Origin of the sequence: Companilactobacillus halodurans, assembly GCF_009600985.1 — a bacterium.
GTDB classification, from domain to species: domain Bacteria; phylum Bacillota; class Bacilli; order Lactobacillales; family Lactobacillaceae; genus Companilactobacillus; species Companilactobacillus halodurans.
In genome coordinates, this window is the sequence record NZ_VDFP01000003.1 from 14,089 (window position 1) to 29,725 (window position 15,637).

Sequence of the window (15,637 nt, forward strand, 5' to 3'; positions counted from 1 at the left end):
TTAGCCTACGAGCTCTTTTAAGCTATCTGGACGGAAACCGACGATTGGGTCCATAGAATCATTCATAACGATGGGAACACTTTGGAAACCTTGTTGTTTTAAAGCATCAAGATATTGTGGCTCTTGATTGATATTTCTTTCTTCAAAAGAAACGTTGTGTTCCTTCAAGAATCTTTTGGTCATTTTGCATTGCATGCAGTTGTTTTTACTATATACGATAACATTATTCATAAGTATTACTTCCTCTCGCTTGCGTTCTAAATCAGTATAATCATTTAATTAAATAAACACAACATATTGTGTTCACATGTAACGAGCAATACACGATATAGCATGGTTATGTCGCCATTATAAATCAGTGACAAACGTGTGTGCCCACGCAATTTTTAGCGTTTTGCGTTACAATTTCAAATAATTTTTCGATTCGTGGTAAAATTAGCGTAATGACTATTATAGAGTTATGGAGTGTTTAAAACAATTAATTTTAGTTGGGAGAAAACTATGAACTCTTGGAATTTTGTGGGAATTATTGCATGGATCATTGTCATAGCACTTTTGATCTTTGTTGTCTTTAATATTAGAAATCGTCATTTAAAAATTCTCGTGGGCCAAAAAAAGAAAATTACTTGGACCACTATTTTAACGGATTTATTAGAAATTGTCGTCATAATTTTAGCTGTTATCGGACTTTTATATAATAGCTTGTTTACGAAGGTTGATTTGACAGATAAAAGTGAAGTCGCCGTTTCATATAAATATGATCCGATGATTGTTCAAACGACTGATGATGGACAAGGATACTATGTCAAAATCAATAAAAAAGAATCTAGTTCGGCAACTGATGTTTATCAATATTGGTTGAATAATTCGACTTATACCGTCTCAAGCAAAAACGCCACAGTTTCAGATGCAACTTTGCCATTTACCGTTTCAGGATTGCATTTAGACTGGCCAATGAAAAAAATCAAGAAGATGGATTCAAAATACCAGTTTGCTTACGTAATTACCGTCCAAGCTAAGTATAAGAATAACTTCATCAACGGATTAGGCTTGAAGGCTAATCGCTATGCCATGGAATATCGAGTATTGAGGGTTCCAGCTAGATCGTTTATTAACGTCGAACGCTAGAAAAATTTAAAAATATTAAAAGTAAGGTTTAGAGATTCAACTTTTAATCATAATGATAAAGATAAAATAGGTGTGACAATCGTAAATGGTTATCACGCCTATTATTTTTGTGAAAATATTTAAAATAAATTAACGACTTATTCTATTTTGATATAACAGGCAGTTAAAACCTGAATGCTTTGAATTACGTGCTAAACTTATTTCATCAATAACAAGGGGATGAAAGGTGAAAAATCATACGAAAATAATCTTAACTTTTTCATTTCTGCTGCTTTTGTCTGGCTGCGGTCAACATCAAAAAACGAGTCACTCAAAACCTGCGACAACTCGCACGCATCAACAAAAGAAAAAGACAAAAACTTTGGAATTTACAAAGGGTGTTCCCAAAGATTTTCAAGCAGTTTATCATCAATATACTCCTCAAGCAAATACCGTATCTGATGAAATGTCCGAAGTTAAATTCACCAAGACTAAGCTGTCGATGAAGGATTTGGTTGAAAATGTGGAACGAGAAAGTTTAGATGATATTTACTACTACCAGTTGACGGACAATTCCTATATTTTGTATGATGATATTTCATTTAAAAAAGTAAAGATTCTTGCCAATAAAGATATAGCCGTTTTTAGAAGTCGCAGTAAATATCAGGATGCTGTCGATAATACTGATAAAGAAATTTATCATCCAGGTCCAGTTCCAAAAGATTTGCGACTATTGCCCAAGAATTTGGATAATAAATTTTATGTCAGCGACAATAATCCTGCCAGATACCTTAGTTTTAATTGTCCACCTGAAAATTCTTATTTAGCTATTGTTCAAATGGATGGGGAGGAAAAATATCCCATTATTTATAAAGACATAATGGTTAAAAATGGCAAGTATGTTTTGAATCAATATAATTTAAATCAATCTAAAGAGATTTTAGGACAGTTGGTTTTATTAAGATTGTCGAAAACGAAGCTTCAAGATGCGAATACTGGAGAAACCTATTCGTTATTTCAAAATAAAAATAGTACTCCTAAAGAAACGGCCATTGATAAATTAGGCATTACAATAAAGCCTAAAATTTATCATGTGCCGGAAAAGCATCAGACTAAAGAACAAAAGACTTACGATTTTGCTGACGATCAAGATGATGATTATTACGATACTTATGATGACTTTGGACTCAATGAAGGCGACGATTAAGAGTCAAAAAAAGACCGAACATTTTGTCCGGCCGGTTAAATCATTACTTAGCTTTTTTGATTTTCTTGATGCTTACAACAATTTTGTTGTTTAATTCCATTTTATTAGAATTATCTTTGGGATCATTTTTAACAATTTCCATCAAAGCTGAGTGTTCGTAAATCTTTTCAACTTTACCTTGGAATGGGTAATCCATATCTTCATCAACGGAGCAATCGTAAACAGTACCAACTTTTAAGTCTTCTATTTTCATATGTAAATTCTCCTCGGATTAATTACTTAACAGACTAGTATAATAATATAGTAGAAGAAATATTTCAAACTTAGGGGTCCCATAATGGATAAAAAAATTATCGTTATCACTGGAGCAAGTGGAACTGGTAAAACAACAATTAGCAAATACTTACAAGATACTTATCATATACCTAGTGTTATAACTCACACTACTAGATTACCACGTACGGGCGAAAAAAATGGCATTGACTACTATTTTGAAACAAAAGATAGCTTTTCAAACAACCATTATTTGGAAAAAGTTGAATATAGCGGCAACTGGTACGGATCTTCTGAAGAAAGTCTGAATCGCACTTGGGAACAATATGACGCCGCTAGCATTGTTGTTGATACTAAAGGGGCCGTCTCCTACAAAGAAAAGTATGGAAAAAACGCCGTGGTCATCTTTTTAGAGGTCGACTTGGAAACAGTCACTCAGAGACTTGAAAATCGTGGGGACGATAAAGCTCGTTTACAAACTCGAATCAATAGTAATGAATTCCAGCGAGATTTGAAAATTCCTGAAGAATTAAGAGGTAAATCCTACGTAATAGTTAACAATAATATCAAAATAACCAAAGAAACCGTTGCAAAAATACTAGTAAATGAAAAAATCAAATAAAAAGCCTTTTCACAAAAGGACTCTTATCGCTTATGTAACAACGATGAGAGCCCTTTTATTTTGTGAATGACAAAGTGTAACATTCTTATACAATTACTGTAACAATTCTGCAATATTCAGAGAGTATTATAGTCATCGTTGAGTGATAAGAAAATAATAATTAATAAAAACTTAAGGAATAAAAACAAACCATTAACGGGGGATTTAAATTTTGAATAATAACATTAAAAAAAGTCTAATTTCATTTACAGCTGCTGCATCATTAGCAGTAACAGGTTTAGGTCTAGCACATACAACTACAACTAAGGCTGCTGCCCAAATCGTTTCAGAAAACGTTCCTTCAGTTGTTACAACAAAGAACGTTACAACATTGTATTCAGCTCCTAATTCAAGTGCTAAGAATACTGGACGTGCTTTGGCATCAAACAGTTCATGGAAAGTTGGTTCTGAAGCTGTTGATGATCAAGGAAACACATGGTACTTAGTTGCTACAAACGAATGGGTTAACGTAAATGACGTAACTATTCCTTCAGCTAAGACAGAATCAGCTGCATCATCAGATACAAGTTCAACTTCATCAGTCGATGCAGCTATCAGTACTGCTAAACAATATATTGGTACACCTTATGTATGGGGTGGTAAGACACCAAGTGGTTTCGACTGCTCAGGTTTCACATCATACGTATATCAACAAGCAACTGGTAAGAGCATTGGTTCATACACAGTAGCCCAAGAAAGTGCCGGTACACAAGAATCAGTATCACAAGCTTCAGCCGGAGACTTATTATTCTGGGGTAGCAAGGGTGCAAGTTACCACGTAGCTATCTACTTAGGTAACAACCAATACATCGCTGCACCACAACCTGGCGAATCAGTTAAGATTTCATCAATCTCAAGTTACTTCATGCCTTCATTCGCTGTTAAGGTTCTATAATTAAAATTCAAAATTCAAATCATTCTATAAATAAGTAAATAATTCGAGACTGCCAATTGGCAGTCTTTTTTTGTACAATTTAAATTTCAAAAAATCTTCACATATTGGTATAAAAATATTCTAATTTCAACGTTATTATTTAAGCATAGTCAAAAAGCAAAGAGGTGACAGTTGATAAGATAAGATTTTCCCAAAGAAACAATCCTTTATTTGAATAGATAATGATTATTGAAAACAATCAATTAATTAATAAAAGTTAAACCCTTTAAAACATAAATTAAATATATCTCCCCCCTAAGATATAGAAATAAAAAACAATTATGAGTTATTCCCCGTAACTCATTAAAAAGAAAGAAGAGGTATTTATCTTGTTAATAAATATCGTCGCAGCCTGCTTATTAGCGGGCTTTTTTCTTGGTCAAAATTTGGTAAAATTAAAGCAAAATCTATTTGGGAGAAATGAATATGGAGAAATTGATCGCTCAAGCACTGGAATTGATTGAACCGAATATGACTGTCAGTTTTGGTGGTGGCAGAACAGTAGGAAGGTTGATCAAAGCTTTAGATAAGAACTTGAATTTGAAAATTGCTAGTCCTTCCGAATCAACCCGAAAACTCTGTTTAGAATTAGGCATTACCGTAGTTTCTTTAGACCAAGTTGAACGATTTGATATTGCCTTTGATGGATGCGACAGTATCGATGAAAATTTGAATGTTTTAAAAAGTAATGGTGGAATTCATACGCTTGAAAAGTTATATGCTAATTTAGCAAAACGATATGTGATTATGGCACCAGAAAGTCGTTTTGCTAAAGTTTTAAATCCAGAAGTCGTCTTAAGCGTGGAAGTTTTAGAATTAGCGATTCCTCAAGTTCTTCAAAAAGTTCAAGAATTAGGTGGAGTTGGAAAGGTTCGTCAATCTAGCGAGATTGCGGGGATGGTCCGAACAGAAAATGGCAATGGATTAGTTGATTGTCAATTCTCTGATTGGTCCAAGATAAAACAAATAAATGAAGCATTAGAACAAATGACTGGTGTTCTTGGGACATCTTATTTTGAAAATTTAGTAACTGATGTCCTATTAGCCACAAATGATGATGTTAAACATCTAAAAAAATAAAAAGATTAGCGGATTGATAAAATCTGCTAATCTTTTTTGTCATCATTATTTAAATGCCATTGCTTAATATTTTCCAACCGTTGTTTGAAGAAACGTTCTTTTCCTTGTTCGGTAGGAAAATAATACTGACTATTTTCAACTTCTTTAGGAACAGTCTTCATGGTAGTCAATTTATCTTTGTAGTTATGAGCCAATTCATATCCTTTGCCATAGCCAAGATTTTTCATCAATTTAGTAGGTGCATTTCTAATCTGTAGTGGAACTGGCAAGTTACCATATTTTTTGACGTCTTTTTGAGCTGCCAAGAGGGCTTTATAAGTAGCGTTTGATTTAGGTGCAACTGACAAATAAATCACAGTTTCAACTAAATGAACGTTACATTCTGGCATACCTAAGAACTGACAAGCTTGAAAGGCGTTAATAGCGACGTTTAAAGCATTAGTATCTGCTAGTCCGATATCTTCACTAGCAAATCTAACAAGCCGTCTAGCGATGTAGAGGGGGTCTTCTCCTCCTTCCATCATGCGTGTGACCCAATAGATTGCTGAATCAGTATCGCTGTTACGCATTGATTTATGCAAAGCTGAAATGATGTTGTAGTGCTCTTCGCCGTGTTTGTCATAACGTAATGATTTGGTATTTAATAGTTGATTAATATCGTTTAAATCGACTTTAACAGTATTATCTTTTGTTTCTGAGTTGATAACGGCCATTTCTAGGGTGTTAAGAGCAACTCGAGCGTCTCCATTAGCATAAGCAGCAATCATTTGAATCGTATCGTCGTCGATGTCAATTTTCAACTTGGGAAAAGCCATAGGATTGGTCAAAGTATTCTTGATGAGTGTCACCAAATCATCAGTGGTGAGCGACTTTAAAACGAACACTTTACATCTTGAGAGCAGAGCAGAATTTATTTCAAAAGAAGGGTTCTCTGTGGTTGCTCCAACTAAGGTGATGCTGCCCTTTTCAACGAATGGCAAAAAGGCATCTTGTTGAGCCTTATTGAAGCGATGGATTTCATCGATAAAGACGATGGTTTTTTGACCCATTTCTCGATTGAGTTCGGCTTCTTTCATGACTTTTTTGATGTCGTTGATACCAGTGGTGACAGCACTAAAAGTAATGAAATTGGCTTTAGTTTTTTTGGCGATGATTTCAGCAAGAGTGGTTTTACCGACCCCAGGAGGTCCCCAAAAAATTATTGAGGGTATTTTATCTTGATCGATGATATCTTTGAGAACTTTGTGATCACCGATTAAATGTTGTTGACCGACAAACTCCTCTAGTGTCGTAGGGCGGACCCGATTAGCTAGAGGAGTATTTTGGTCATTGTCTGGATTAGAAAATAGCGATTCTTGTTTCATAGTGCCTCTTTTTATTTGATAGCAGTTTTAATTTTTTCTTCATTATAACCTAGTAAAATCAAAAACATAATTACATAAAGTGCCAGCGGGATTAAAGCGTAATTTAAATTGATGGCAGAGATAGTCGTTGCTGTCTGGGCTTTATTGGAAACATAACCTGATAATTGCAGCGATTCAGCGGTAATTAAACCTCCAAGTCCTAGACCTATATTAACGCCAAAGTCATCGGTTGAAGCTAAGACGCCTTCGGCTTGGATTCCCATTGAAGTACCATAACGAATCGTGTCGGCAATCATAATAGAAACAAGTCCAATAATAAAACCGCCACCAATGCAGTTGATAAGAATACCAGTAAAAAGCACAGGCAGGTTCTTCGTGTAAGTAGCGAAGGTGATGATTAGTTGTCCTACAAAGGCTGTTACGATACCCAAAAGCATCGTATTTTTCTTGCCCAATTTGGCAGAGACGAAGTAAATGGCTACGACACCGATCAAAGCAGTCAAAGTAAAGCTATTGGCCAGTGAAACCATTGCTTCATCATGCATAATGTATTTGAAATAATAGATTGTGGTTTGGTTCTTGATTGAAGTCGTCAGCCAGTATAGGAAAATTACAATCGAGATAATAATCCAGGGTTTATTCTGCTTCAGCATCTTCCAAACAGCTGAAACTGGTTGATGATTTATTTCCTCATTGGAATAACGTTCACGCACATGAAAGAAAGTGTTGAGAATTAGAATTAGGGAAATGACCCCAAATAAAATGATAGTTCCCAAGAATCCTTTTTGTTGATCGCCTTTACCAAAGAAGCTTACCAGAGGAATCGTAAAGACAGCAACAATGATTTGAACAGAACTACCGAAGAATTGTCTAATAACTCCTAAGAGGGTAGTTTCTTGCTCATTATTGGTCATCGTAGGCAAGATTGAGGTGATTGGTAAGTTAACAGCAGTATAAAAGAATCCTAAACCTAAGTACGTGACGTAGGCCCAAATCAATTTCCCAGAATGTGGTAGGAAATTAGGTGTCACAAAAGTTAAGACAGCGAAAATTACGTAAGGAAATGAATACCACAAGAAAAATGGTCGACTCTTGCCCCATTTGGAGTGAGTGTTATCAATCATCATTCCGATTATCAAACTTTCAAAAACATCGGCGGTTCTGGCGACAACAAATAAGATAGCAACTTCATTTGCGGTCAAACCGAAGACGTCGGTGTAGAAGAATAGTAGGTAGGTGGTCATCATTTGGAAAACTAAATTATCGGCTGCATCACTTAAGCCATAACTGATTCGTTCAGTTACTGAAGTCCTCCATTTGTTCAAAGGCGGCTCCTATTTTTGTTCAGTCAAACGACGGTAAAGTTCACGTCCAACGATGTCGTTTGTCCACATCCAAGCGATATGGCCGAGAGCTTCTGAAATGTGTTCCTCAGTTGGTTGATCCTTAGGACTAGGTACAGTCTTCATCATTGGCATGATTCCGATGTGAAAGGCAACCCAGATTGCTAGTCCAAAGATAGCTCCAGAACCCTTTCTAATGAATGGTTTGTATTGGGCTAAAACTTCATAAATGATAGCAAAGGAAGTTGAGAAGCCAAAGTGCATGAGAAAACTTGCCCAAGGCATTTGTTGATGAGAATAAGTATATGTACCTCGAGTGATCTTTTGTGGAATACCGAATTGTTCTAATAATGTTTGTGGAGGGTTAACGGCATCACGTTCTGGTGTACGTGGTGGCAAGACATTTTCCCAACCTAATTTAACGAAACCTGAAAAAATACCGGCAGCAGTACCAGCAATTAAAGCAGCTTTCAAATCGACTTTTTGACTCTTAGTTAATTTCATACTCAAATCCTCTCTTCTATTTAATAATTAATATTTCTATTAAATTATAAATCAGCTAGAAATCGAATTCAGGTAATTAGTCTTATTAGAGCTGATTGTTTTCAAAAGAGGGGTGATAGGGATTACATGGTCACAAATTCTTCATATATTGTTATAAATTAATTCGTACTTTGGGAACTGTATATTCATAAATTCCCGTTATTATTTAAGCATAGTCAAAAACAAAGAAGCAAAGAGGTGACCGGATGGACGAACCAAACGCTTTTCAAAGAAACAAACCTTTAAAATAAATAACTTAAACTATGAATGAATATTAATCCCCTTAAAATTTATAACAACAGATACTTTTGAAAGAAGTGACCGAATGAAATTGGAAATTCCCTGTAAAAATTATTTTCTTAAATAACTCACTTTACACATGAATAGAAATAAACCCTTATAAATAAATACTCTATTTTTAAAAAAGTTTAATCCCCTTATAAAATATACATAAATGAAAAACTTTGATTATCTCCCCCCTAAGATATAAAAGTTAATTTCCTAAAAACAATTTGATATTTATTCCCCCTAAATAAATATCACAAAAATGAAAAGAACCTACTTCCCCGGTAGGCTCTTTTTAGTTGTGTCAGTAAATATAAAAGTTATTAAGTTCTATTGTGTATTGTTTTGACGGGATTTAGAAATTTGCTCATGGAAATAAGAATAATATTTCTTCACAATTAATTACTATTTCTTTCTAATTTTCCAAATGGTATATTCATAAATTCCCGTTATTATATAAGCATAGTCAAGCAACAAGAGGTGACTCGATGACTATAAATAAAACAATAGATAATAAAACTTAATAACATGAATTTTTTCATATATCTCCTCCCCCTAAGATGATATATAGAATTTAAAAAGAAAGAAGAAAAGCCTATGAAAATTACAAATAATATGAAAAGAGCTAGCCAATTGGCTAGCTCTTTTACTTGTGAGTTATGAAATAATATTTTTTTGGATTTTGGATTCTTCGATGTGTGTTGTGTAATGCGAATAACGTGGTTATGCGTTATTTTTTGGGGATTTTTTTCGTGTGTGTATGTGGTTCTTTGGAGAATGGTGCGTAAAGCATAAAAGTGAAGTGGGAGGTTTCGCTTTTATGCTTTATTGGTTTACTGAAACGAGTTGCGAGCAACAGATTCTTGCGCTTTGCTACACTTCCCAAATCACTCACAAAGTACGTGAGCAATTCGTGAAGTTAGGCAAATGCTCAGAATCTAAGCGTTGCTCTCCACTCTCTAACTAAAACGAGCTGCAGAAGGGCAATTCTCTCCAGATAGCTACGCTTCCCAAATCACTCGCAAAGTACGCGAGCAATTCGTGAAGCTAGGCTATCCTCCGAGAATTAAACGCCCTTCTTCCACTCTCTGATTGAAACGAGCTACAGACAACAGGACTCTGCGGTTATCCAGGCTCTGTAAACCACTCACAAAGTACGTGAGTAATTTCCAGAGCCCAGATAATCCTCAAGTCCTAAGCGTTGTCTTTCGCTCTCTATTTTTTAAAGCTTGCTGCTTTTTCATCATTACAATACAAGAAATGTCCAGGTAATACTTCTTGTAATCTTTGATCATCTTGAAAGTGGTTCTTGTGATCAAAACTGATTCTTGTCCGTTTCTTTTCGACTTCTGGATCGGGGACAGGGATGGCTGATAGTAGACTTTGTGTGTAGGGATGTAATGGATTTTTGTAGATTTCGTTTGAGCCTGCTAGTTCAACTATCTTTCCTCGATACATAACGGCGATACGGTCACTGATGTACTTAACCATGGACAAATCGTGGGCGATGAAGAGGTAGGTCAGGTTTTGTTGTTTTTGAATGTCTTGCATCAAGTTAACTACTTGAGCTTGAATCGAAACATCAAGTGCTGAGATTGGTTCATCGGCGATGATGAATTGGGGGTTAACGGCTAAGGCACGGGCGATTCCGATACGTTGTCTTTGACCACCAGAAAATTCATACGGATAACGAGTCATGTGTTCTGGATTCAGGTTAACTTCGTCGAGTAATTCACGGACTCTTTGGTCACGTTCTTGTTCATTTTTTACTAGACCGTGAACGTCGAGTCCTTCGGCAATGATGTCCTTAACTTTCATTCTAGGATTTAATGAAGCATAAGGATCTTGGAAAATCATCTGCATTTCACGACGGAATTCCTTCATCTTTGGACCATGAGTTTTGATTTTACTAATGTCTTGACCATTGAAGAAGATGTGGCCATCAGTTGGATTGTAAAGTCGGATGATACTACGACCAGTAGTACTCTTACCGGAACCAGATTCACCAACTAGTCCAAAAGTTTCACCTTTGTAGATATCAAAGGATACATCATCAACGGCCTTAACTTCATTAGGTTTGCCAATATTGAAATACTGTTTGAGATTTTTAACGGATACGATTACTTCTCTTTCATCTGCCATTATTTCGCATTGCCTCCTAATTTCTTAAATTTTGCGTAGCGGTTGAGAATGCCGGCTGGTGGGGTAACTTTTGGTGCGTTGGGATGCAATAGCCAGGTTGCAGCGTAATGATTTTTAGATACTTTGAAAAATGGTGGTTGTTGTTCCTCATCAATTTCCATCGCATAAGCATTACGAGGTGCAAAGGCATCTCCCTTTGGTGGATTCAATAAGTTTGGTGGAGTACCAGGAATTGAATTCAAGCGAGCATCTTCATTCGTATCAAGTGTTGGCATTGAATCCAATAAGCCCCATGTGTAAGGGTGTTGAGGATTGTAGAAGACATCATTTATCGAACCATATTCGACAAAGCGTCCGGCGTACATAACTGCGACACGGTCAGCAATTCCGGCAACAACACCCAAGTCGTGGGTGATGAAGATGATTGAAGTACCGATTTTTTGTTGCAATTCTCTTAATAAGTCGATGATTTCAGCTTGAACAGTAACATCCAAGGCTGTTGTTGGTTCATCGGCAATGAGGATTTCAGGGTAGTCAACGATTGCGATTGCGATAACGATACGTTGTCTTTGTCCACCTGAAAATTGGTGAGGGTAGTCTTTCATTCTAGCTTTAGGATTAGGAATACCTACCAAGCGTAAAACTTCTTCAGCACGTTTCAGTGCATCCTTTTTGGAAACTTCGTTGTGAATCAATAGAGGTTCAGCAACTTGTTTACCAATTGTCATAGTTGGATCAAGCGAAGTCATTGGGTCTTGGAAAATCATGGAAATTTTGTTTCCACGAATCTTGTCCATTTCCTTTTCGCTTTCTTGCAAGAGGTCATCTCCGTGATAGAGGACCTCTCCTTTTGAGATAGTAGCGTTTGATGCGAGTAATTGAATGATTGAACGAACTGTGATGGACTTACCAGAACCAGATTCACCAACGATAGCTAAGGTTTCACCGGCGTTTAAATGGAAGTTAACACCACGGATAGCATGAACAACACCGTTATAGGTATCAAAGTCTACATGCAAATCTTTTACTTCTAGAATTTTATCCATTGCGATTTCTCCTTAGTTAGTGTTCTGATGATTGTGGGTCAAAGGCATCACGTAAACCATCACCAAGAAGGTTAGTGGCAATCATGATAATACTCAAGATAATAGCTGGAGCCCACATTTGATATGGTAAGAATCTGAAGGCTTTTTGACCATCTGATAAAAGTGTACCTAATGATGCGTTTGGTGCTGGAATACCAATACCAATGAAACTTAGGAAAGCTTCAAAGAAAATGGCATTCGGAATTGTAAACATTGTTTGAATAATAATTGTTGATGAAAGGTTTGGAATCAAGTGCTTAGTAGCAATCTTAGTTGAGGATTCACCAAGTGTCCGTGCAGCTAAGATATATTCTTGCTCTTTCAATTGGAAAGTCTGCGCCCGAATCAGACGAGCCATCGTGACCCAACCAGTAATAGCAATCGCAATAACGATTGAAGTAAGTCCTGGCTTTAAGATAATCATCATCAAGATAACAACGATCAAGTTAGGGATTGAAGAAACGATTTCAACGATACGTTGCATGAATGTATCAGTTTTGCCGCCTTTCCAACCAGAAACGATACCATAAGGTACCCCGATTAGAAGGTCAACTAAAGTAGCTAAAATAGCAACGACTAGTGAAAGTCTTGTACCATAAATGATTCTAGATAGGAGATCACGCCCTAAGTAATCAGTACCGAGGATGTGAACTTCACTACCAGAAACTCCGGCTTGCTTATAAGCATCGACCATGTGACCACCCATATTTTGATAACCATTCATACCAGGGATATTCAGGTTACCCAACTTTGGAGGCAAGTTAGACATGGTAACTTGTTGAGCATTAGGATTATAAGGTGCAATGATTGGGGCAAAGATGGAAACTAAAAGAATGATTGAAAGTAGGGTCAAACAAACGACCGCAACTTTATTCTTGAATAAACGACGACGAACATCTTGCATGTAAGTCAGTGAAGGAGTACCAATTTTTTCTTGCTCTTTGTTGTTGTCATTGTGTACTAATTTAAATTTTTCCTTAGGAATTTGAGGAATCTGTTCCATTATTCTTTACCTCCATTTCCTAGTCTAATTCTTGGATCGATCAAACCGTAAAGGATATCGACGATCAAGTAAACTATGATTAATAAGAATGAATAGAAGATTGTTAGCCCCATGATAGTAGGGTAGTCATTTGTGGTGATTGATTTAACGAATTGTTCACCAATACCAGGAATTGAGAAGATATTCTCAACAACCATGGAACCAGTCATAACGGAAACGGCCATTGGACCGATGATTGTGACAACTGGAATCAAAGAGTTACGTAAAGCGTGTTTTGCAACAACATTCCAACTGGAATTACCCTTTGATTTGGCTAGTTCGATGTAATCACTACTCATAACATCGACCATTTCGGTTCTCATGAATCGAGCAACAGTACCTAACGGCAAGGCCGCTAGAGCTAATGTTGGTAGAACACTTGATTGGAAGTTATCCCACAATGCTACTGGGTAGATCTTCCATTTGTAAGCTAGGTAGAACTGAAGTAGAACAGCTAGAACGAAAGATGGAATTGATAATCCTAAAATTGAGATAAATGTTGCGAATGTATCAACCCATGTGTTTTTACGAATAGCAGCGATAGCACCGAGCAAGATACCACCGATAGTACCAACGACCATAGCTTGAGCACCAATTTGCATTGATGGAGCAAGTCTTTGACCGATTAATAAAGTTACAGGTTCGTTATTGAATTGGAAGGAAGTACCAAGATTTCCTTGCAATAGACCACCGATATAACGAACGTATTGAACAAATACTGATTGATCCAATCCATATTGTGCTTTAACGATTTTTAGTTGTTCCGCTGACATCCGGTTCTGGTTAGAGAACGGAGTACCAGGAAGCATCTTCATTAGGAAGAAGGTAATCGTCGCAATAATGAAAAGGGTCAAGAATAAATAAAAGATTCTTCTGAGAATATACTTAGTCATTATTTAATCTCCCTCACCTTTGATTATTTTTTAAAGACGGTAACAAGGTTATAACTACCATTTGGTGTCATTGTGTAATTCTTAATATTAGATCTAGTTAAGTTAGCTTGATATGACTGATACAAAGGAACAGCTCCTTGGTCCTCAGTTAAAATCTTCGTTGCGTCCAAAAGATCTTGCCATCTAGCATTTTCATCAGTTGCATCAGTTGTCTTAGATTTGTTGATTAAGGCATCGTATTCTGGATTAGAATATTTACCATTATTTTGTGAGTTGTCGCTTGTAAAGATATCCAAGAATGTAACAGGATCTGGATAATCGGCGTTCCAACCAGTAACAACAATATCAAATTGACCAGATGAAGATTTATCTAGACGAGACTTAAATGGCACATTAGATAAGGTAATATTTAGACCTGGTAGATTCTTTTCAAGTTGACCTTGAAGGAATTCATTTTGTTTCTTAGAACCGTCAGTATCATCACCTAAAAGAGTAAAGTTGAGGTTCTTTTGACCAGTTTCCTTGATTCCTTCCTTCCAAAGCTTTTTGGCTTCTTTAGGATTGTATTCAGTGTATTTACTTGAAGATTGAAGCGTCTTTTCTTTCGTGAAATCAACGTTAGTCTTAGGGTTGTATGACATACCAACTGGAACGATCGTATGTTCAATACCACCAGTCTTACCAAGAACGTTATTCGTTAATTGCTTACGATTGATAGCCATTGAAATGGCTTGTCTGATCTTGGCATTGCGGAAGAACTTGTATTTCTTTTGGTTAAACTCAAGATAGAAGTTTCCTGTTTGTTTATCCAAGGAGAAAGTCTTGTAATTTGAAACTTGACGTGCGGTATCCCCGCTTAGCTTTTCAAGACGGTTGATTCTATTGGCATCGTAGAGGTTGAGACCAGTGTTGGCATCCTTAACGACGTAGTATTTAACTTTCTTTAGTGAAACAGCTTTGGCATTCCAGTAAGAATTATTCTTAACTTCAGTCCAACTGTTGTCAGAAACAGACCAGTTAACTAATTTGAATGGTCCATTGAAGACCATGCCCTTACTCTTTAGACCATATTGCTTACCAGCTTTTTCAACTGATGGTTTGTATTGTGGGTAAAAAGTAGAACTAGCCATCAAAGTATTGAAATAAGGAATCGCATCTTCCAAAGTTACTTGGAGTTTATATTTTCCCAAAGCTTTGATTCCTAAAGTATTTACAGGCTTCTTACCAGCATTGATCTTGTCGGCATTTTTAATACCGGTATAAATGTAAGCATATTGTGAAGCTGTCTTAGGATCGACTGTTCTGCGCCATGCATAGACGAAATCACTAGCAGTAACAGGTTTTCCGTTAGACCACTTTGTGTGTCTCAAATTGAAAGTGTAAGTTTTCCCACCATTAGTTGGCTTAACGACTTTCTTAGCTATGGCCGGTTTTAAGGTTTTACCATCGTATCTGTAAAGACCTTCCATAGTGTTGGTTAAGTTTTGAGCACCAATAACATCGGTGTTCATTGATGAATCCATTGTTGCGATAACATCGCTAGAACTAATGGAGAGGGTACTTTTACTATCTTTTTCAGAAGAAGAACCACAGCCATTTAGCACTAATGCGAATAGAAATATTGGTAACAATGCAAGTAAATACTTCTTAAATTTCATTGTTTAACCTCCCTAAAATA

Annotated in this window: 15 protein-coding genes; 5 read left to right on the plus strand and 10 right to left on the minus strand. The window is 36.3% G+C overall.

What is annotated here, in order from left to right:
• Complete coding sequence (gene nrdH / locus FHL06_RS02330) at nucleotides 1-231, minus strand: glutaredoxin-like protein NrdH (protein WP_153384637.1); 231 nt, start codon at nucleotides 229-231, stop codon at nucleotides 1-3.
• A gap of 270 nt (nucleotides 232-501) precedes the next feature.
• On the opposite strand from nrdH, the gene FHL06_RS02335 reads away from it, so the two are divergent.
• Together FHL06_RS02335 and FHL06_RS02340 are read left to right on the plus strand one after the other, a co-directional pair.
• Nucleotides 502-1,128, plus strand: a complete 627-nt coding sequence (locus tag FHL06_RS02335; protein ID WP_153384638.1) for an LVIS_2131 family protein — start codon at nucleotides 502-504, stop codon at nucleotides 1,126-1,128.
• A gap of 226 nt (nucleotides 1,129-1,354) precedes the next feature.
• On the plus strand, nucleotides 1,355-2,314 hold the full coding sequence (locus tag FHL06_RS02340) for a hypothetical protein (protein ID WP_153384639.1): 960 nt from the start codon (nucleotides 1,355-1,357) through the stop codon (nucleotides 2,312-2,314).
• A 43-nt stretch (nucleotides 2,315-2,357) separates the two neighbouring features.
• On the opposite strand, the gene FHL06_RS02345 is transcribed toward FHL06_RS02340, so the two are convergent.
• Nucleotides 2,358-2,567 carry a DUF2187 domain-containing protein gene (locus FHL06_RS02345; RefSeq protein WP_102195489.1) on the minus strand — a complete coding sequence of 70 codons (210 nt, stop codon included), beginning with the start codon at nucleotides 2,565-2,567 and terminating at the stop codon, nucleotides 2,358-2,360.
• Between the two features lie 84 nt (nucleotides 2,568-2,651).
• Between FHL06_RS02345 and FHL06_RS02350 the strand changes: the two genes are divergently transcribed.
• From FHL06_RS02350 to rpiA, 3 genes are all read left to right on the plus strand, one after another.
• A complete protein-coding gene (locus FHL06_RS02350) occupies nucleotides 2,652-3,209 on the plus strand; it encodes a guanylate kinase (protein ID WP_153384640.1) in 558 nt (185 codons plus the stop codon).
• 211 nt (nucleotides 3,210-3,420) lie between these two features.
• Nucleotides 3,421-4,143 (plus strand): C40 family peptidase, encoded by a 723-nt coding sequence (locus tag FHL06_RS02355; protein ID WP_153384641.1) that lies wholly within the window; start codon nucleotides 3,421-3,423, stop codon nucleotides 4,141-4,143.
• Between the two features lie 465 nt (nucleotides 4,144-4,608).
• Nucleotides 4,609-5,262 (plus strand): ribose 5-phosphate isomerase A, encoded by a 654-nt coding sequence (gene rpiA, locus FHL06_RS02360; protein ID WP_153384642.1) that lies wholly within the window; start codon nucleotides 4,609-4,611, stop codon nucleotides 5,260-5,262.
• A gap of 26 nt (nucleotides 5,263-5,288) precedes the next feature.
• Here the strand turns inward: rpiA and FHL06_RS02365 are convergent, their stop codons facing one another.
• The 8 genes from FHL06_RS02365 to FHL06_RS02400 form a co-directional block, all read right to left on the minus strand.
• Entirely contained in the window at nucleotides 5,289-6,626 is a 1,338-nt protein-coding gene (locus FHL06_RS02365; RefSeq protein WP_153384643.1) for a replication-associated recombination protein A, read from the minus strand.
• 11 nt (nucleotides 6,627-6,637) lie between these two features.
• Nucleotides 6,638-7,951 (minus strand): MFS transporter, encoded by a 1,314-nt coding sequence (locus FHL06_RS02370; RefSeq protein WP_153384644.1) that lies wholly within the window; start codon nucleotides 7,949-7,951, stop codon nucleotides 6,638-6,640.
• A 9-nt stretch (nucleotides 7,952-7,960) separates the two neighbouring features.
• Nucleotides 7,961-8,473, minus strand: a complete 513-nt coding sequence (locus tag FHL06_RS02375; protein ID WP_153384645.1) for a YagU family protein — start codon at nucleotides 8,471-8,473, stop codon at nucleotides 7,961-7,963.
• Nucleotides 8,474-10,012: 1,539 nt separating this feature from the next.
• Nucleotides 10,013-10,939, minus strand: coding sequence for an ABC transporter ATP-binding protein (locus FHL06_RS02380; RefSeq protein WP_153384646.1), 927 nt, complete (start codon nucleotides 10,937-10,939; stop codon nucleotides 10,013-10,015).
• A complete protein-coding gene (locus FHL06_RS02385; RefSeq protein ID WP_153384647.1) occupies nucleotides 10,939-11,985 on the minus strand; it encodes an ABC transporter ATP-binding protein in 1,047 nt (348 codons plus the stop codon). The genes FHL06_RS02380 and FHL06_RS02385 overlap by 1 nt, the downstream gene beginning before the upstream one ends.
• 16 nt (nucleotides 11,986-12,001) lie before the next feature.
• Nucleotides 12,002-13,027, minus strand: a complete 1,026-nt coding sequence (locus FHL06_RS02390; RefSeq protein ID WP_153384648.1) for an ABC transporter permease — start codon at nucleotides 13,025-13,027, stop codon at nucleotides 12,002-12,004.
• Nucleotides 13,027-13,959 (minus strand): oligopeptide ABC transporter permease, encoded by a 933-nt coding sequence (gene opp3b, locus FHL06_RS02395; protein WP_153384649.1) that lies wholly within the window; start codon nucleotides 13,957-13,959, stop codon nucleotides 13,027-13,029. Before opp3b ends, FHL06_RS02390 begins: the two co-directional genes overlap by 1 nt.
• A 23-nt stretch (nucleotides 13,960-13,982) precedes the next feature.
• Nucleotides 13,983-15,617 carry a peptide ABC transporter substrate-binding protein gene (locus FHL06_RS02400; RefSeq protein ID WP_153384650.1) on the minus strand — a complete coding sequence of 545 codons (1,635 nt, stop codon included), beginning with the start codon at nucleotides 15,615-15,617 and terminating at the stop codon, nucleotides 13,983-13,985.
• Nucleotides 15,618-15,637: the final 20 nt, after the last annotated feature.

Bases quoted from the DNA above. Each gene is read 5' to 3' on its own strand.
- FHL06_RS02385 (WP_153384647.1), bottom strand. From the start codon at position 11,985: ATGGATAAAATTCTAGAAGTAAAAGATTTGCATGTAGACTTTGATACC.
- FHL06_RS02350 (WP_153384640.1), top strand. From the start codon at position 2,652: ATGGATAAAAAAATTATCGTTATCACTGGAGCAAGTGGAACTGGTAAA.
- rpiA (WP_153384642.1), top strand. From the start codon at position 4,609: ATGGAGAAATTGATCGCTCAAGCACTGGAATTGATTGAACCGAATATG.
- FHL06_RS02375 (WP_153384645.1), bottom strand. From the start codon at position 8,473: ATGAAATTAACTAAGAGTCAAAAAGTCGATTTGAAAGCTGCTTTAATT.
- FHL06_RS02380 (WP_153384646.1), bottom strand. From the start codon at position 10,939: ATGGCAGATGAAAGAGAAGTAATCGTATCCGTTAAAAATCTCAAACAG.
- nrdH (WP_153384637.1), bottom strand. From the start codon at position 231: ATGAATAATGTTATCGTATATAGTAAAAACAACTGCATGCAATGCAAA.
- FHL06_RS02345 (WP_102195489.1), bottom strand. From the start codon at position 2,567: ATGAAAATAGAAGACTTAAAAGTTGGTACTGTTTACGATTGCTCCGTT.
- FHL06_RS02335 (WP_153384638.1), top strand. From the start codon at position 502: ATGAACTCTTGGAATTTTGTGGGAATTATTGCATGGATCATTGTCATA.
- FHL06_RS02400 (WP_153384650.1), bottom strand. From the start codon at position 15,617: ATGAAATTTAAGAAGTATTTACTTGCATTGTTACCAATATTTCTATTC.
- FHL06_RS02365 (WP_153384643.1), bottom strand. From the start codon at position 6,626: ATGAAACAAGAATCGCTATTTTCTAATCCAGACAATGACCAAAATACT.
- FHL06_RS02390 (WP_153384648.1), bottom strand. From the start codon at position 13,027: ATGGAACAGATTCCTCAAATTCCTAAGGAAAAATTTAAATTAGTACAC.
- opp3b (WP_153384649.1), bottom strand. From the start codon at position 13,959: ATGACTAAGTATATTCTCAGAAGAATCTTTTATTTATTCTTGACCCTT.